Source organism: Psychrobacter sp. PSP (assembly GCF_024085615.1).
Taxonomy (GTDB): Bacteria; Pseudomonadota; Gammaproteobacteria; order Pseudomonadales; family Moraxellaceae; genus Psychrobacter; species Psychrobacter pacificensis.
This window is the reverse complement of sequence record NZ_JABLTF010000015.1, coordinates 335009-352609: the sequence shown is the minus strand read 5'-3', so window position 1 is coordinate 352609 and position 17601 is coordinate 335009. Positions and strand designations below refer to the sequence as shown.

The window sequence follows — 17601 nt, the reverse complement described above, 5'->3', positions numbered from 1 at the left end:
AAGAACCCGCTTACTGAGCGGGTTTTTGTAACTGAGTCGGTAGTATATTTTATTACTAGCAAAAAATTCACTAACAAAAAACAATTATTAAATAAGAGGCATTATGAATCAAGTCGCTGACATTCTGAAGCTGGCAAGCGAGGCTCAGCAGCAAGGTGTTGATGCTGTATTGGCCACTGTCGTTCATACAGAAGGCTCAGCGTATCGCCGCGCTGGTGCCATGATGCTCATCTGTGAAGATGGTCGTTCGGTCGGAATGATCAGCGGTGGCTGCTTGGAGCCTCACATCATCAAACGTGCCTTTTGGCTCACGCGTGACGGTGCCAATGTGCAGGTTTATCAGACAGGTGATGACATTGAGTACGCTGATAATGGTCAAGCGCAGGTAGCGATCAACAAAGAAGCTGGCGATACAGACGATCTAGACGACTTGGATGGCCTAGATGACATGGACTTTGATGAGTTGAATTTTGGGCTTGGCTGTAATGGACGTGTGCATGTGCTGTTTGAGCGTCTGGCAACAGCCGCACCATTTTTAGAGTCAGTTCGTCAGGTGCGACGTCATCAGCAGCCAGTTATGGTCGCTACTTTGATTCGCAACAACGGTTGTCAGAATACCGAGTTGCAAGTTGGCCTGCGTATCAATCTAGACGAATATCACAATTCGGAAAATTCACTAGAACAAGAGATAATAAACCCTTCGAATATAATTGCCGATATTGTAGAAAAGTTAGCAGAGTACGAGCTGTCTGAGAGCAATACTGAATACGTGACCATAAAAACGGACGAGGCAACCACCGAGTGGCTCGTACAACGCCTGCAACCACAAGTGCGCCTGCTCGTTTGCGGGGCAGGTAATGATGTGATGCCATTGGTGACCATGGCCAAGCTACAAGATTGGCATGTCACGGTCATAGACAGTCGCGCGCAATATGCGACTCGTATGCGCTTTCCTCAGGCAGATGCAGTGATGTCATTATCTTTAGAGGATAGTGATACCCTGCTAAAGCTGAGTAATAACGCAGCGGTCGCTCTTATGTCACATAGTCTGACCCAAGACCGCGCTCGCTTGGCGATATTGCTAGCACATGCGCAAAACTATAGATACTTAGGACAGTTAGGGCCGCGCTATCGTACCGAACGCTTAATCAATGAGATAAGCGCTAACATGGATCATCCTGCTATCTTGGATACTGGCGTTCAAAAACTGCATTATCCGATTGGCTATAAGCTAGGAGGAGATGGTCCAGAGGCACTCGCACTGGGTATCATGGCACAGATAAATGCAGTCATGCACGATCAAACTGCATCAGTAGAAGGCTCCTACAGTAGGGTCTCGAATTCAGAAGCAAGCGTTGGTAATACGGATGCTGATATTGTGCCGAGTACCGTATGAGTAGTATCGTCTTAGAAGACAAGGACAGACAGGTGCAAAATCATGCGGTCATCATATTGGCAAGTGGCCTCAGTCAGCGCCTTGGCCAACCTAAGCAGCTGCTCGTTAAGAATGGCGAGCTATTAATCGTGCACATGATCCGATCGGCAGTGAGCACCAATCCGCAAGCCGTTATCGTTGTGATTCCTGATAAGCATCCTGCAGTTGCTAGTGTAGTTACAGAGTTGGCTGTGCAATATCCAGCGGTTCAAGCGGTAGTAAACCCAAAACCTGAAACTGGTATGGCGGACAGTTTGCGTTTGGGTATTGAGAGTATTGCGAGTCTTGGAAATTCGTCAATCGAGCGCGTGCTTATCATAGGGGTTGATCAGGTTCTATTAGATCAGTCGCATTTAATGGCTTTGCTGGCTGGTGAACAGTCTGTGGTAGCCAGCAGTTATCATAGCTGGACGTATTCAGATGAATTAAGCGCTACAGAGCAAAAAAATATCATCGGCTTACCGCTAGTGATTGATACAGGTTTACTCAGACAATGGCAAACTGAATTGACAGGTGATAAAGGCTTGCGTCATTTAATCAGAGCATTACCGCCAAGCCAAATACATACAGTGATCAATAAGCAGCTCAGTTATGATATCGATACACCAGCACAGCTAGCGTTTGCTCAAAAAAAAGGCTGGCTTGATCAGCACTCTGAACGAATATGAATAGTAAGCGACTGACATGACAAGCATGATAGCAACCAAGCGTCTCTACCTAAGACAGTGGCAAGCAAGTGATCGTGCGCGGTTTGCCGAGATGAATGCTGATCCTAAAGTGATGGCATATTTTCCTAAACTATTAACCCCTGCATTGAGTAATACCATTGCCAATAAGTGTCAAAAATTAATTGAAGAGCATGGCTGGGGATTTTGGGTGGTGGCTCGTAAAGATGGCGCAGATAAAAGTGATGACTTTATCGGTATGGTTGGGTTAAATAACGCGCATGCTGATATGCCCTTTGCCCCTGCTGTCGAGATTGGTTGGCGTTTGCACAAGGATTATTGGGGGCTAGGCTATGCCACCGAGGCGGCGCGTGCAGCGCTGGATTTTGCGTTTACCGAGCTGGCACTTGAGGACGTGGTGTCATTTACGGCGGTCATCAATCAGCGCTCGCAAAAGCTTATGCAGCGTCTTGGTATGACTGATACGCAGGACAACTTCTCTCATCCGATGCTCGATGCTGATCATCGACTGGCTGAGCATGTTCTATATAAAATCACGCGTCAGCAGTGGCAAGCCCTTATAGTATAACGGACTCTATTTATATCATACGGCCGATCTTGAAAGCGTCAAAATATGCCCCCTTAAACAAACGGCAACGCTAGATAAGCGGTGTTTTGAGGTTTGACGTGCTGACTGCTAAAGCCAAACTCAATCATCTTATTGGTTAGCTTGTTTTTACGCCCGCGTCCAGGGTCAACGACGATGACTTCACAGGTTGGCAGCGCATGACGTTCGATAAACCCAGCCAATATCCCAATATGTTGGTCTACGTAGAGCAAGTCACTGCCGATAATGATATCAAACCTACCAAGATGGCTGTTATCCTCTGACCAGTCTAAACGCTCAAAATTGATGCCTCTGTTATTATTTAGCGTGGTATTTCTATCAAGGAAATACTCAACGGTCGGATGATAGTCGGTCGCTGTGATGTCTGCTTGTCTATGATTGAGCAATAGACTCGATAGCGCCATGCCGCAGCCCACCTCCAAAATTCGTTTGTCCTTAATATCGTAATCAAGCATGTGATTGGCCAGCACCAAGCTTGATGGCCATATCACCTCAAACATCGGCCAAGAAGCAGAGCAAATGCCCAAGTTTAATGCCTCATCATCAGGATCGCTAAATTGCTGATTGTCACGCAGGGTGCAAACGTCGGTGTTGCCAATTTCGATCGTTTGATAGTGCACGCGCACAGTGGTCAGCGAAGTCATAAACTGTCCTAAAAAACAAGCAAAAGTGCAAAGGTTGGCAAAGATTGCCGCTTTCGGTGAGGTAGGGCATACAAAGGTGGGCGTGCATCTTGGATATAGTATTGACTGTGATTTGGTAGAGGTTGTTATTTGACAAAAACACATGTTGTCAAAACAGTACTCTTAAAGGTGCAAAAAGAGTATGACCTAAATGATGACAAGTTATTGTTAATTCTGAAGGTATTGTTATTGCTGGATAAAAGGGCTGGTGAAAGCGGACGGTAAAAGAAGCGTATGAGAGATGTTGAATGGCTTTTATGCTGGCATGATAGGCTTGTCGTTTATTTTGACAAGCCCATACAAGAGAGGATTAAGGCTGGCGTGTGCTGCTGAATCAATTTAGAAATTTGAGTCCAGAGGTCTTGAGCGCCCAGACCAGCTCTACAAAGGCGCGACTGTTGGTTAAGGGTTCGCCATCGATGATGAGTACATAACCTGCGCCATCGATCCATAAAAACACAAAGCTGGTTTCAGGTATGAGCAAGTCAACTTGCTGAAAAAACGAGATCGCTTGGCTTTCTACTGCCCAGCCGCGCTGCTTTTGGCGCAGCATAAAGCCGGAAAAGTCAGCGGCGGCAACACTGAGCATGTCCGCTTCTTCTTGACTATAACCAATCCGAGCCAGACAAAACCCTTCATCAGAGCCAATCGCGGCACGGCGTTTGCCAGATAAGCTCGCGACTACGTAAGGCAAAAACTGATCCAATGGTAGATTGGGCGCTGGCAAAAGCAAAGACAGTTTTTCGATCCAGCCGTGTTCTATAAAGCTTTGTAGCCATATATCAGAATAACGCTGTAACCAATCAGCGGCGAGTAGTGTCTGCCCATAAGACAATAAATCTTGTAGCGCCAACTGCTCGTCAGTCGGCTCATTCTGTGAAAACGCCTCAAAAATACCAGCAGGCGTTAATGTTAGATAGGTCTTATCGGCATTCAAATAAGAAGACATAGCGGCTACCTTAGCGATGAAAAAGTGGTAAAAAGTGATAGAAGTTAAGTTATAAACGCATGACAGTTTATGGTGGCGTGGTAGGCTTGATGGTCTGATCCAAATGCTGTTGGCAGTTATCCCAGCGTTGATCAAATTGCCAATCACTTTTGCCCAAGCTAAACCATACTAAGGAAAATGCCAGACGATCATTACGCACAGTACAATAGGCAAAAAACTCATTTTCAATTTGCTCAAGCGTGCCCCAGTCTTGGCTAGCACGTGCTTGCAGCAGCTCAGCGGTGATGTCTCTTGCGATCTCTCTGGCGTCATCACTACTGATACGCAAGCGTTGTTTTTGCTCATTGAGCGACGGTGATACCAAAACGCTCCAGCGAGTGGCGAGCATACTGTTGCGCTGAATATAGCTTTTTTTATCAATACAATCGCGAAACCCTTGCTTGGCCTCAGGGGTCAAACGGTCTTTGATACGCGTAAACAAATTATTGACATCGTATGGAATGTCAAACCAGCACCCATAGAAAAAATCTGCTACCGCGCCCTGTAGGGGTTCTTTTTCGGTGAGTAATAAGGCGGCGTTGATGCGCTGCTCATGAAAGTGACGGTTGTTGGGTGCCAAAAACACTTTGCGTGAATAAAACCGAAAGACTCGGTGCGCCACTTTCTCGTTTTCTTTGATCAGGTCTGAGTCAGACATAATGGTCTCCTTGTGTCATAGCCGTGACGACAACCAGTGCCTCAGGCTATGAGCTCATTCAGCAAAACAACCTCTGATAATATGAGTGTCAATGAGTCATCAATCCAGCAATGTCTGCATCAAATCAATCATAAATTCAGCATCCTCTTCACTCATTGCCTCAAACCCTTCAGGCATACCAAGCTCAGTTAAGGCTTCTTTTCCATCATCATCGCTATGCAAATCCAGGATGGCTTCTATAAAAATTTGCGCATCTGGAAAGTCGTCTTTGATGAGAAGGACGTGGCTTATGTCTGCCAGATCACTTTCAATCAATACTGAGAGCTGAGCTTTGGTCAAGCGTGAGAAGCTGTGAAAGATCTCCGCCAAGAAAAACGCCGCTTGGGCATCGCCTTTGATGACTTTGCGAGCAGCTGCTTGATAGGTCTCAGTGATATCCCAGTTGAGGTCAGATTCTTCTATATCGACAGCTTCGAGCAAACGCAAACCGATCAGCTTGACGTCTCGATTGTCTGCCATCGCAACGGTTGCGCCTTTATGGATATCTTCTAAGTGATTGATGTCGCTATTGGCCGCCGCGGCAATGACCATCTCATCAGATTTGCCAATGGGACGAGCAACTGCACGGTAGCCTTGCTCACGGATGAGGGCAGCGGCATCAAAAGGGTTGGCGTAGATAATTTGAATAACACCTGCCTCAATCAAGGTCTCTTGCTCAGCATGTGAGGCTGGGATATTGAGGTGCATGTTTAGGTTGGCACGTTTTTGAATCAGCGTATTGAACATGTGCCAGCCAGCAAAGCGCTCAGGCGAAAAATCAGGGGCGATTAACATATTGTGTGTCGTCATGATTTAGCCTTCCTCATCTTGTTTCATTTGGGCGTACTGAGCCATTGCCGCTTCGATTTTACTGCGTGATGGCTTACGGCGTACTGAAGTGTATCCTACAGTTTCGCCGCGGCGAACATTGGGCACGACCGTGGCATATACCCAGTAGTGACTGCCGTCTTTGCATAAATTTTTGACATAGCCATGCCACTTCTTTCCAGCTTTTGCTGTGTCCCACAAGTCTTGATAAGCCGCTTTTGGCATATCAGGATGACGCAGAATATAGTGCTGTTGACCGATGAGCTCATCGACGTGGTAGCCACTAATCTCAACAAAGGCGTCGTTGACGTGAGTGATAATACCGTCTAAATCGGTACGCGAGACAATGAGCTTACCATCTGGGTAGGGACGCTCTACACCTGTATCATAGACAGTTCGAGAGGTGCCATCATGATAGGTCAGGGTGATTTGCTCAGCAGGCAGGTCAGGCTTGTGTGCATCAGGGATTGGAGAACCCATGGTCATCTCCTTCGTTGGTCGTTATATTTATAATGAGTAAAATCGAGTACATAGGGCACTCGTCAAAAAGCCAAAGCCACCAATCAAATGAGTTTTGCTAGGGCTTCTGAGGCGCGCTTGATGTCCAAGAATATCAAACCAAGCTTGGCATTGGGTTTTGCCATGATAGTGAGTACCGCTTCATCGCCTGATGACGTCATGATTACGTAGCCCATCTCGCCTTGAATCATGATGCGATCGATACTACCGCGTGCCAATTCGCGGCCTGCACGGTCGCCTAATGATAGCAGTGCTGCTGACATCGCACCCACACGATCTTCATCAACGCCAGTTGGTAGAGCTGAGGCAATCATCAGACCATCGTTAGAGATTAGGGCAGATGCTTCAACATCTGCTGATGAGCTGTTTAAGTCTTCCAATATCTGTTGAAATGAATCTGTACGCATATCGCTTTCTCTATACTGTGTGTTAATTTTTATTTATGAACTATAGTTAGCCAAAAATAACCCTGTTTGAAAAAGGGTATTATAAATCCTTACTAAAAATATTGATATAGTAAATCCCTATTTAAACTAAGGTTATGATAAGTTTTTTCTGCTATTTCATAAAACTTGCAATGTAACGACCAAAAAGCCCCCATCATTCAATGATAGGGGCTTTTTTAGTGACGATAAATCAAGGCGTATTCGTTAAGCTTTATTACGCCATTGACCTTGAAACATAGTGCCTGCAATAGGGTTCAGTCCCATCTGATAGGCCAAATCAGCAGGGCGGGCGATGTCCCATAGTGCTAAATCAGCATCACAGCCCACTTCTATTTTGCCTTTATTAGATAGACCCAAAGCCTTGGCTGCATAAACGGTTGATCCTGCCAATACCTCTTCAGGCGTGAGGTAAAACAGCGTACAGCCCATATTCATTGCCAACAACAGCGATGTCAAAGGTGATGTACCGGGGTTGCAATCGGTTGAAATCGCTATAGGAACTTGATGCTTGCGAAGTGCCTCAATCGGTGGCAGCTTGGTGTCACGCAAGGTATAAAACGCTCCGGGCAATATCACCGCAACCGTGTTGCTAGCAGCCATTTTCTCTATGTCAGTTTCTGATAAATGTTCTAAATGGTCGCTAGATAGCCCTTTGTATTCGGCAACTAAAGCGCTACCGCCGATGTCAGATAACTGCTCAGCGTGTAGTTTGACCGGCAGGTCTAAGGAGCGTGCAACCTCAAAAACGTGTCTAATCTGATCGCTACTAAACGCAATGTTTTCACAAAAGCCATCGACCGCATCAACCAAGCCTTCTGCATGCAGGATTGGTAGCCACTCACAGACTTGCTCGATATAGTCGTCCGCACGGTCCTGCATATGGGACTTATATTCAGGTGGTAAGGCGTGCGCTGCAAGATACGTGGTGCTGACGTGGATGTCGTATTTTTCGCCAAGCTGGCGTGCGACGGTGAGCATTTTGCGCTCAGTATCTAAGTCAAGACCATAACCTGATTTGATTTCGATGCTGGTGACGCCTTCTTTCATCAGCGCAAGTAGGCGCTTTTCACTTTGGGTAAATAGCGATTCAATACTGGCCGTGCGGGTGGCACTCACGGTTGCGACAATACCGCCGCCTTGTGCTGCGATGTCTTGGTAACTGGCCCCTTGCAAACGCGCTTCGAATTCATTGCTGCGGTTGCCACCATAGACAATGTGCGTATGACAATCGATAAGCCCAGGCGTTAGCCATTTGCCATCGGCGTCTGTGATTTGGTTCTCGTGATAATGTGGCAGATGCGTCGTGATTTGCTCTTGTGCCCCAATCCATGCAATCTTGCCGTCTTTAATACCGATAGCCGCGCTCTCTAGCTGACCGTATGGGACGTTATTAGTATCTGAATTTTCATAAAGATTAAAACCATAGTGCGCTGAAAACGTCGCAATATTGGCATTGATAATAAGGTGGTCAAACGATGTCATAGTAGATTCGTCGAGCGTCTGCTCTTTAAAATTTTCTGATTCATTCATAGTATGCTCCTAATAATTGGGAGGCGAGCGATCTTTGTTTGCAAGACCTTTGCTTGTAAGATCTAAGTGACAAGTAAGTGCTGTTCTACAATCGTTGCCAGCAATCGAGCAGCGACTTTGCAGCTACGACTATCCACATCAAAGGTTGGGTTGATCTCAGCAATATCTGCCATTTTTACTTTGCCTGATGACACAATCAGCTTGACCATACGCTCAACAAAACCAAGCTCAATACCAAAAGCAGCAGGCGCACTGACACCCGGAACGATACTAGAGGGGAGACAGTCCATATCAATAGTGAGATAAATAATATCAACCTGATCTATGAAGCTTTTGACCTGCTCGGCAATGGTGTCCCAAGGCTTATAATGACAGTCTTCATCACTAATAACCTGTACGCCAAGTTGCTCAGCGCGATCAAAGAGCGCGGCGGTATTAGAAAAGCGACTGACGCCAATACAGCAATAATGAAAGGGCTGATCGTGTGCGTCAAGATGCTCGGCAATCTGGCGAAACGGTGTACCAGAAGTCGCCACATCAGACTGACGAATATCAAGATGGGCATCGAAATTAATAATCCCGATAGTAGGCGCTGTGTTTGTGCTGATAGTTGTATCGTTTGCCTTTTCTAAGGCCTGCCATAATCCCAAAAAGCTACCATAAGCAATGGCATGACCACCGCCAAGCCCGATGGGTAATCCACCTTGCTTGACGATAGTGCTCACTGCATCGGCATATTTGATCTGAGCTTGCTCAAGAATACTGTCGGCAAAGCCATCATTGTCATCACAATGAATGTCGCCAGCATCACCCAATAAGGTTGATAATTGACTATCAAAGCGTTGTTGCAAATCAGCGATGACTGGCAGCGTAGCAAAAGCTCGACGAATCAATGGCGGGGCAGCTCTAGCACCCACGCGTCCTTGATTGCGTCTGACGCCTTGATCACAGGCAAAGCCAATTAGCCCAATATGTTGAGCCTCATAAGGCTGAGCAAGCTGATACCAATAACGGGCGCGTGCAGTCTCAAACGGCTCTGCGCGTCCTGTCCACTGAGTCATATCAGCAGGTGTATGGCAAATGGGTGTGGTCATGTTTGTGACTGCCATCATGGCTCTCCTTTTACCAGCCAATGCTTATTTAGACTCGTACCAGTTCTGACGTAGTTCTTGCCAATGCTCAGCAAGTGTACCGTCTAGTACTAACTGCTTGGCCGCTTCGATATCAGGGGCGAGGTAGCGATCTTTATCATAGAACGTCACTTTCTCACGTAGTTTTTGATGTGCCACAGTCAACGGCTCTGATGTCTCGAGTCCTCGATGAAAATCAATACCTTGACCAGCAGCCAGTAGCTCAATACCTATGATAGTCGCAGTGTTTTGCGCCATCTCATATAGGCGGCGTGCGCAATAGGTAGCCATGGATACATGGTCTTCTTGGTTGGCAGAGGTTGGGATGCTATCGACGCTACCTGGATGGGCGATAGATTTGTTTTCTGAAGCCAGTGCAGCAGCGGTCACATGCGCAATCATAAAGCCTGAGTTGACCCCAGCGTTATCGACTAGGAATGGTGGCAGACCACCTGACAAAGTTGCATCGATCAGCAAAGCGACACGGCGCTCAGACATCGAGCCAATCTCAGCGATAGCCAATGCTAAAATATCCGCGGCAAAAGCGACTGGCTCAGCATGGAAGTTACCACCTGATATGGCGACCGGACCATCTTCATTATTAAAGATAAGCGGATTGTCTGTTACCGCATTAGATTCGATGAGCAGCGTTTTCCCTGCTTGGTTGATAATATCAAGACAAGCACCCATGACTTGTGGCTGACAGCGTAAGCAATAAGGGTCTTGAACGCGATCATCTTGTTCGCCATCGTGCGAGGCACGGATAGCACTGCCTTTGATCAGTTGACGGTGTGCTTTGGCGATCTCTATCTGACCATGATGACCGCGTACTTCGTGAATACGCGCATCAAATGGTGAATCTGAGCCTTTGGCGGCATCAATTGACAGTGAGCCGACGATAGTAGCAGTCTCAAGTAAATCACGCGCTAAGAAATAACCACGTAATGCTAGCGCAGTTGAGACTTGCGTACCGTTGATAAGCGCAAGGCCTTCTTTGGCTGCCAATGTGATTGGCTCAAGTCCATGCTTTGCTAGGGCATCAGCAGCTGGCACTTTTTTACCAGCGACAAACACATCACCTTCACCCATCATCGCAAGTGTCATATGTGATAGTGGCGCTAAGTCACCAGAGGCACCAACTGAGCCTTTGGCTGGGATATTTGGGGTGATTTGATTGTTGATTAAACCAAGTAAACTATCTACCACCTCGCGACGTACGCCAGACACACCTTGTGCTAGGCTAGCAACTTTCATCACCATAATCAGGCGCACCACGCCCTCTGGTAGCGCGTCACCTGTACCTACCGAGTGAGAAATGATTAGGTTACGCTGTAGCAGCTCAAGCTGGTCATCACTGATGCGGGTTTTGGCAAGCAGACCAAAGCCGGTGTTAATGCCGTAGGCGCTCTTATCACGCTCAATAATGGTTTTGACATTGTTATGCGAGGCGTCAATCGCCTCATACGCACTCTCAGGCAAGCTCAATACCACGGGCTGATCGTAGATGTCGCGTAGCATCTTGAAGCTAAGCTGGCGTGGATGTAGGGTAAGTTGTTTGATGTTGCTCATAAGGGTAATCCTAGTTGCATAGACATATAAGTGTTTGTCTTTATAATATTAAGGTAGTTCAAACTATTTGATCATTGGCAGATTTAAACCATAATCTTGCGCTGTCTTAATCGCCAACTCATAACCTGCATCGGCATGACGCATGACGCCTGAGCCGCAGTCATTGACCAGTACGCGTGACAAGCGTTTGGCTGCGGCATCTGTACCGTCCGCCACGATGACCATGCCTGAATGCTGCGAGTAGCCCATGCCGACACCGCCGCCATGATGTAGTGATACCCACGTTGCGCCGCCTGCTACGTTTAGCATACCGTTCAACAGTGCCCAATCAGATACCGCATCTGAGCCGTCTTTCATGCTTTCGGTCTCGCGGTTGGGGCTGGCGACCGAGCCCGTGTCGAGGTGGTCACGACCGATAACGATTGGGCCTTTTAGCTCACCGTTTTTGACCATTTCATTAAATGCCAAACCTGCTTTATCACGTTCGCCAAGACCCAACCAGCAGATACGTGCAGGCAAGCCTTGGAACTGAATACGCTCTTTTGCCATATCGAGCCAGCGGTGGACGTGGGTGTTTTCTGGGAACAGCTCTTTGATTTTTTGATCGGTCTTATAGATGTCTTCTGGATCACCTGAGAGCGCTACCCAGCGGAATGGGCCTTTGCCTTGGCAAAACAGCGGACGAATATAAGCAGGGACAAAACCGGGGAAATTAAAGGCATCTTTGACGCCTTCATCAAACGCCACCTGACGGATATTATTACCGTAATCGGTCGCTGGAATATCCATCGCTTGCAAGTCTAAAATCGCTTGGACGTGTACGGCACAAGATTGAGCAGCGGCTTTGGTGAGAGCTGCATGTTGCTCTGGATCTTCTTGAGCGGACCTCCATTCTTCGACCGTCCAGCCGCTTGGTAGATAGCCATTGATCAGGTCATGCGCTGAGGTTTGATCGGTCACCAAATCAGGTTTGATGTCTCCTTCACGAGCGCGCTTAACGATTTCAGGCAAGATATCTGCAGCGTTACCAAGTAGCGCGATAGAGATCGCCTCGCCTGCTTTGGTATGCTGCTCAATCAATTCATAAGCATGGTCAAGATCGCGCGCTTGCTTATCGACATAACCCGTGCGCAAACGGAAATCGATACTAGACTGCTGGCATTCGATGTTCAATGAGGTTGCGCCTGCAAAGGTTGCGGCCAGTGGCTGCGCCCCACCCATACCGCCAAGACCTGCGGTCAAAATCCAACGACCCGCCCAGCTGCCATTATAATGCTGACGACCTGCTTCAACAAAAGTCTCGTATGTGCCTTGCACGATGCCTTGCGTACCGATATAAATCCAGCTACCTGCGGTCATCTGTCCGTACATAAATAAGTCTTTGCGATCGAGCTCATTGAAGTGCTCCCACGTTGCCCAGCGTGGCACAAGGTTTGAGTTGGCAATCAATACGCGCGGTGCGTTCTCATGAGTTTGAAACACGCCCACAGGCTTGCCTGATTGTACGAGTAAGGTTTCGTCATCTTCTAATTCTTTGAGCGACTCTAGGATTTGATCATAGCTCTCCCAGTTACGCGCGGCGCGTCCAATACCACCGTATACCACAAGACTTTTTGGGTTTTCTGCCACATCAGGATGTAGATTGTTTTGTAGCATGCGATACGGCGCTTCGGTCAGCCAGCTTTTACAGTGCAACGTGCTGCCAGTAGGGGCGGCGATATCGCGAGACTCATCACGGCGGGTAAGTTTTTTGTTGGTTCCGTTTTCAGTAGTCATGGTCATATCCTTGTGGTAGCTCATAGGGCGATAAAATAATAAGAGTAAGTGTTTTATAGGCAGTCTATAAAGGCATCGAAATATAGAGTAGCTAGATCAAGATTTTTAGACTTGCTATAAATTGTATATACAAATTATCAAAGATGCTTTTTTCATGCAAGGATTTTTGATAAAAATTAGAATTAATGAAAAAAAGAGCATAACTGATAGAATGATATGAATAAAAGTTCGCATGATTGTCGTGATATTATGGCGCTACTCTTATTAGCGGAACTGACGGTTTAAAACAAATATGACAAAAACGATTCCGGCGTATCAGCGGATTAAAAATGCGATATTAGACAATATTCACTCTGGCAAATGGCAAGCGGGCAGTGCGATCACTACAGAAATGGCACTGGCGACAGAGTTTGGTGTCTCACGGATGACGGTGAATCGCGCGCTCAAAGAGCTAAGCGAAGAGCGTGTATTGGAGCGGCGTCAAGGCTCAGGAACCTTTGTCGCGCAGCAGCAATTCAACCATACCTTTGTAGAAGTGCGTAATATCGCAGAGGATCTCAAATCTGCCAATCGCGATTATGAAGCAAAAGTGGTGAGTAAGCGCGCGGTCACAGCCTCGCTGCTCGATGATGAGCTACGCCGCAAGTTTGGTATTGAAGAGACGACCAATACGCCCGATACAACGCTAGATAACCGCAGTGATACGCCCGTTTTATATGAGGTGAAAATCATTCACGTTGCAGATGGTCAGCCCATACAATTTGAAGAGCGCTGGGTCGATGCCAAAAAAGTGCCACATTTTATTGATCAGGATTTTACCGTGGTTAATACCAGTGATTATCTGGTCGCCAAAATACCGCTAGAGAGTGGCAGCTACACCATACGTGCGCTAGCGGCGCCAAACGAGGTGGCAGATGCGTTGCAGATTGCGCCGCAGTCGCCGACATTGGTATTGCGTCGCCAGACTTATTCAGCTGGTCAAGTCGTCACTTTTGTGAAGATGTGGCATGCAGGAGATCGCTATCAATTCTCGGGTGAGCTGTAGTTTTGCGCTAATGGCGGTCATTACCTGACGCACGCTCACGGAGTTTGTACGCTTTTTTATCTAAAGTAAGATATTATATTTATGAGCAGCGATTGATCCAGTAGCAACTATGAACGTTTGATCGGCTGCCTATTGAATGATCATACGCTATAAAAATTCGAAAATAATAGGGTCGCCGCATTGAAAAATATGCTGACTAACCTCAAATCGAGCAACCAAAGCCGAATTTTGCAGGGCGATTATTATATTGCCCTCTTGTATCAGCTTTTCCCTATTTATTGGCGCTAACTGTTTTCATGTAAACCCTTTTATCTCATTTATCTACTTTTATATTTTATAAGGACGTCTTATGAAACGTCGTACTCTTTTAGCCCTTGCTGCTAGTACTGTGTTACTTGCTGCTTGTGGTCAGTCTAATACTAATGAAGCTGACACTACTGCCACTGACACCACCTCGACTGGCGGTTCTGATTTGCTGCAACGTATCAATAACGGTGGTACGATTAACGTCGGTACAGAGGGTACGTACCCTCCATTTACCTATCATGATGAGAGTGGCAAGCTGACAGGCTATGACGTCGAAGTGACTCGTGCGGTCGCTGACAAGCTAGGCGTTGATGTTGAGTTTAAAGAGACTCAGTGGGATGCGATGCTAGCAGGTTTGGATTCAAAACGCTTTGATATGGTGGCCAACCAAGTCAGCTTAACGACGCCTGAGCGTCAAGCCAAATATGACAAATCTATGGCTTATAGCTGGTCAGGCGCGGTTGCATTGGCACCGACTGATGACAACCGTTATAGCTCTTGGGATGACCTAAAAGGTTTACGTACGGCTCAATCACTCAGCAGTAACTACGGCGAGCTGGCAGAAAAATACGGCGCAGAAATCGTCCCTGTCGATGGTATGGCACAAGCGATCCAATTGGTCAAGCAAGACCGCGCTGACTTCACGATGAATGACAATCTAGCCGTGCTTGATTATCTCAAAAAATTCCCAGATTCTGATCTTGAGATCAAATTGACAGCCCCACCAAGTGAACAAACAGGCTCAGGTCTCGTGCTCATCAAAGGCAACGATGAAGTGGTGGCAAAACTGGATGAAGCAATGGCCGCACTCGCCGCTGATGGTACACTCACCAAACTTAGTAAAGAGTTCTTTGGTGCTGATGTAAGTCAACAAAAGTAATGTTGGCTTCTATCACATCTGTGCTCGCAGAACTATTGGCATTATTGCCATTTATGAGTCCTGATCGGGCGCAGATCGTCATCTCGTCGTTTTGGCCAATGCTCAAAGGCGGTATCTATTATTCGATACCGCTGGCATTGATCTCGTTTTCTATCGGTATGGCGATTGCCCTGACCGTTGCTTTGATTCGAATTGTACCGCGTACTGGTTGGTTCCATGAGATCATTTATCGCTTGGCTCGTATCTATGTATCCGCGATTCGGGGTACACCGATGCTGGTTCAGCTGTTTATTATTTTCTACGGTTTACCAAGTGTGGGCGTCAAGCTCGACCCGTTTCCCTCAGCGATCATTGCATTCTCGCTCAATATTGGTGCTTATGCATCAGAGACGGTGCGCGCCTCGATTTTGTCGATTCCAAAAGGGCAATGGGAAGCGGGTTCAACTGTCGGCTTGACGTATTTACAGACTTTCCGTCATGTGATTTTACCGCAAGCGCTGCGCGTGTCAGTGCCGCCATTGTCTAATACCTTTATCAGCTTGGTAAAAGACACTTCACTTGCATCACTGGTATTGGTCACTGAGCTGTTTAAACAAGCGCAGATCATCACAGCTCGTAACTATGAATTTATGCTGGTGTATACCGAAGCGGCGATTATTTATTGGGGTATCTGTCTGTTCTTGACCTTTATCCAAGGCAAGCTTGAGACTCGATTAGACCGTTACGTGGCAAAGTAAGTCATAGCTGAGCTGCTTGACAAGAGCGCTTAGCAACCGACCATCGTACATATAGACCAGTACAATAGGAATTTTTATGATCAAAGTCACTAATATTCATAAAGCCTTTGGTGGCAATCAGGTGCTAAAAGGCATCGACTTGACCATTCATAAAGGTAAAGTGGTCGTCATATTAGGACCTTCAGGCTCGGGTAAAACCACGTTTTTGCGCTGTCTCAATGCGCTGGAGATTCCTGATAAAGGTGTCATTGCATTTGATGATGACAGCTTAAAAGTTGACTTTGCAACTAAGCCAAGCAAAAAAACGCTGCTTGCCTTGCAGCGTAAATCAGGTATGGTATTTCAGTCTTATAATTTGTTTCCGCACAAGACTGCGATCGAAAATCTCATGCTCGGCCCGACAGTGGTACAAGGTAAAAACAAGGCTGAGATGCGTAAAGACGCGCTGGTATTGCTTGAAAAAGTCGGACTGGCGGACAAAGCTGAGCTGTACCCGTTCCAGCTATCTGGTGGTCAGCAGCAGCGTATTGGGATTGCTCGTGCGCTCGCGATTGAGCCTTCATTGTTATTGTTTGATGAGCCAACGTCTGCACTAGATCCAGAGCTGGTACAGGATGTCCTTGAGACGATGAAGCAGCTTGCCTCTGAGGGCTGGACGATGGTCGTGGTCACTCACGAAATTAACTTTGCCCGTGACGTTGCCGATCATGTGGTCTTGATCGAAGACGGCGTTGTAGTCGAAGAGGGCAGCGCTAAGCAGCTGTTTGAAGACTCAACGCATCCGCGTACGCAGGCATTTTTGCAGCGTATCGAGCAGTAAGCGATTTATATCGTTGCAATATGTTTAGTTAGAAAGAAGCCCATTGAGGGTTTTTTTTGTGTTTATAATTTTAGTTTGACGGTTTTGGATAAATTTTATATAGCCTCTGTTAGCGTAGATACAGCAAGCGAGAAAAATACCTTTTTTAAAAGCCAAGTCGGTAAGGTTAAGAATACATATACTCATACTTGACTATTCTAAGCATCATAGCCACCTTAACAAAATAGTAATATATTAAAACTTTTTTTTATTTATATTGATGTTTTAATAAAGTTAAAAACACTCTTAACCTAGTGCTTAAAGGAGCTGGTTTGAATATTCGTAACGTATCAATTTTCTTTTGCGTTTTGTTGACTGCTTGTCAAGTTACAACCTCTCCTTCGAAAGACATGAAAGTAGCAAAGGACTATTCTCAAAGTACTATGCCTTTAGTTCATTACTCTTCTACTAGTGGTCAGGGTTTATTTTATACTTACCCTTTCAATTTTTCCGATCTCAATGAGAGTGAAATTTTACAAGGTGTAAATGTACAGCTTAAATACGAAAATGAATGTATTTATTTCCAGTATGGCCCACACAAAGCCGTACCGCTGCTACCATACGGGGTTTCGAGCTGGGATAAAAAGAATCAGACTTTAAAATATTTTAATGTCATTTACCAAGTAGGCGATACTATAAGCGCTGGAGGGACTCTAACTTCTAAAGATAATCCTAACGGCTATATTCTAAAAGGCTTAAAAACCACACCTTCAGATAAGTGCAACTTGGATAAGATCTTAGTTTTATTTGGATTGCCAGATGGAAGAGCGTTGCATGATAAATAGTTCTAATTCATAGATTATAAATGATCATTTTAATTTAACTTGAAGTTTATACCATTAATCAAGCCTATCTATTGCGTCGTTTTTTAATCCAAATT

Annotated in this window: 18 protein-coding genes; 8 read left to right on the top strand and 10 right to left on the bottom strand. The window is 46.2% G+C overall.

The features are described from left to right. Nucleotides 1–103: 103 nt before the first annotated feature. The 3 genes from HL061_RS05550 to HL061_RS05540 are packed head-to-tail and all read left to right on the top strand — an operon-like array spanning nt 104 to nt 2689. Nucleotides 104–1396, top strand: coding sequence for an XdhC/CoxI family protein (locus HL061_RS05550; protein WP_071002179.1), 1293 nt, complete (start codon nt 104–106; stop codon nt 1394–1396). Then, on the top strand, nt 1393–2103 hold the full coding sequence (locus HL061_RS05545) for a nucleotidyltransferase family protein (RefSeq protein WP_071002178.1): 711 nt from the start codon (nt 1393–1395) through the stop codon (nt 2101–2103). The genes HL061_RS05550 and HL061_RS05545 overlap by 4 nt, the downstream gene beginning before the upstream one ends. A gap of 16 nt (nt 2104–2119) precedes the next feature. Next, nucleotides 2120–2689, top strand: a complete 570-nt coding sequence (locus HL061_RS05540; protein WP_071002177.1) for a GNAT family N-acetyltransferase — start codon at nt 2120–2122, stop codon at nt 2687–2689. A gap of 53 nt (nt 2690–2742) precedes the next feature. Here HL061_RS05540 and HL061_RS05535 read toward each other — a convergent pair whose 3' ends face one another. The 10 genes from HL061_RS05535 to hutU form a co-directional block, all read right to left on the bottom strand. Next, nucleotides 2743–3372, bottom strand: coding sequence for a histidine kinase (locus tag HL061_RS05535; RefSeq protein WP_212564259.1), 630 nt, complete (start codon nt 3370–3372; stop codon nt 2743–2745). A gap of 373 nt (nt 3373–3745) precedes the next feature. Continuing rightward, complete coding sequence (locus HL061_RS05530) at nt 3746–4360, bottom strand: hypothetical protein (RefSeq protein WP_186473855.1); 615 nt, start codon at nt 4358–4360, stop codon at nt 3746–3748. A gap of 67 nt (nt 4361–4427) precedes the next feature. Next, nucleotides 4428–5057 carry a hypothetical protein gene (locus HL061_RS05525; RefSeq protein ID WP_212564260.1) on the bottom strand — a complete coding sequence of 210 codons (630 nt, stop codon included), beginning with the start codon at nt 5055–5057 and terminating at the stop codon, nt 4428–4430. Nucleotides 5058–5156: 99 nt separating this feature from the next. Then, nucleotides 5157–5906 carry a PhnD/SsuA/transferrin family substrate-binding protein gene (locus HL061_RS05520; RefSeq protein WP_212564261.1) on the bottom strand — a complete coding sequence of 250 codons (750 nt, stop codon included), beginning with the start codon at nt 5904–5906 and terminating at the stop codon, nt 5157–5159. A 3-nt stretch (nt 5907–5909) separates the two neighbouring features. Then, nucleotides 5910–6404 carry a PAS domain-containing protein gene (locus HL061_RS05515; RefSeq protein ID WP_071002173.1) on the bottom strand — a complete coding sequence of 165 codons (495 nt, stop codon included), beginning with the start codon at nt 6402–6404 and terminating at the stop codon, nt 5910–5912. A gap of 83 nt (nt 6405–6487) precedes the next feature. Then, on the bottom strand, nt 6488–6850 hold the full coding sequence (locus tag HL061_RS05510) for a roadblock/LC7 domain-containing protein (RefSeq protein ID WP_071002172.1): 363 nt from the start codon (nt 6848–6850) through the stop codon (nt 6488–6490). A 243-nt stretch (nt 6851–7093) separates the two neighbouring features. Then, entirely contained in the window at nt 7094–8419 is a 1326-nt protein-coding gene (gene hutI / locus HL061_RS05505) for an imidazolonepropionase (RefSeq protein ID WP_197496746.1), read from the bottom strand. A 62-nt stretch (nt 8420–8481) separates the two neighbouring features. Further along, the gene (hutG, locus tag HL061_RS05500) at nt 8482–9513 is read right to left on the bottom strand and encodes a formimidoylglutamase (protein ID WP_071003668.1); all 1032 of its coding nucleotides are present in this window, start codon (nt 9511–9513) and stop codon (nt 8482–8484) included. Between the two features lie 42 nt (nt 9514–9555). After that, nucleotides 9556–11118 (bottom strand): histidine ammonia-lyase, encoded by a 1563-nt coding sequence (gene hutH / locus HL061_RS05495; RefSeq protein WP_071002171.1) that lies wholly within the window; start codon nt 11116–11118, stop codon nt 9556–9558. 63 nt (nt 11119–11181) lie between these two features. Then, a complete protein-coding gene (hutU, locus tag HL061_RS05490; RefSeq protein WP_071002170.1) occupies nt 11182–12894 on the bottom strand; it encodes a urocanate hydratase in 1713 nt (570 codons plus the stop codon). Between the two features lie 292 nt (nt 12895–13186). Between hutU and HL061_RS05485 the strand changes: the two genes are divergently transcribed. From HL061_RS05485 to HL061_RS05465, 5 genes are all read left to right on the top strand, one after another. Continuing rightward, on the top strand, nt 13187–13939 hold the full coding sequence (locus HL061_RS05485; RefSeq protein WP_240365995.1) for a UTRA domain-containing protein: 753 nt from the start codon (nt 13187–13189) through the stop codon (nt 13937–13939). 349 nt (nt 13940–14288) lie between these two features. Continuing rightward, nucleotides 14289–15125 (top strand): amino acid ABC transporter substrate-binding protein, encoded by an 837-nt coding sequence (locus HL061_RS05480; protein WP_071002168.1) that lies wholly within the window; start codon nt 14289–14291, stop codon nt 15123–15125. Beyond that, entirely contained in the window at nt 15125–15862 is a 738-nt protein-coding gene (locus HL061_RS05475; RefSeq protein WP_071002167.1) for an amino acid ABC transporter permease, read from the top strand. Before HL061_RS05480 ends, HL061_RS05475 begins: the two co-directional genes overlap by 1 nt. 76 nt (nt 15863–15938) lie before the next feature. After that, entirely contained in the window at nt 15939–16682 is a 744-nt protein-coding gene (locus tag HL061_RS05470) for an amino acid ABC transporter ATP-binding protein (RefSeq protein ID WP_240365996.1), read from the top strand. 311 nt (nt 16683–16993) lie between these two features. Further along, entirely contained in the window at nt 16994–17506 is a 513-nt protein-coding gene (locus HL061_RS05465) for a hypothetical protein (RefSeq protein WP_152978606.1), read from the top strand. Nucleotides 17507–17601 lie beyond the last annotated feature (95 nt).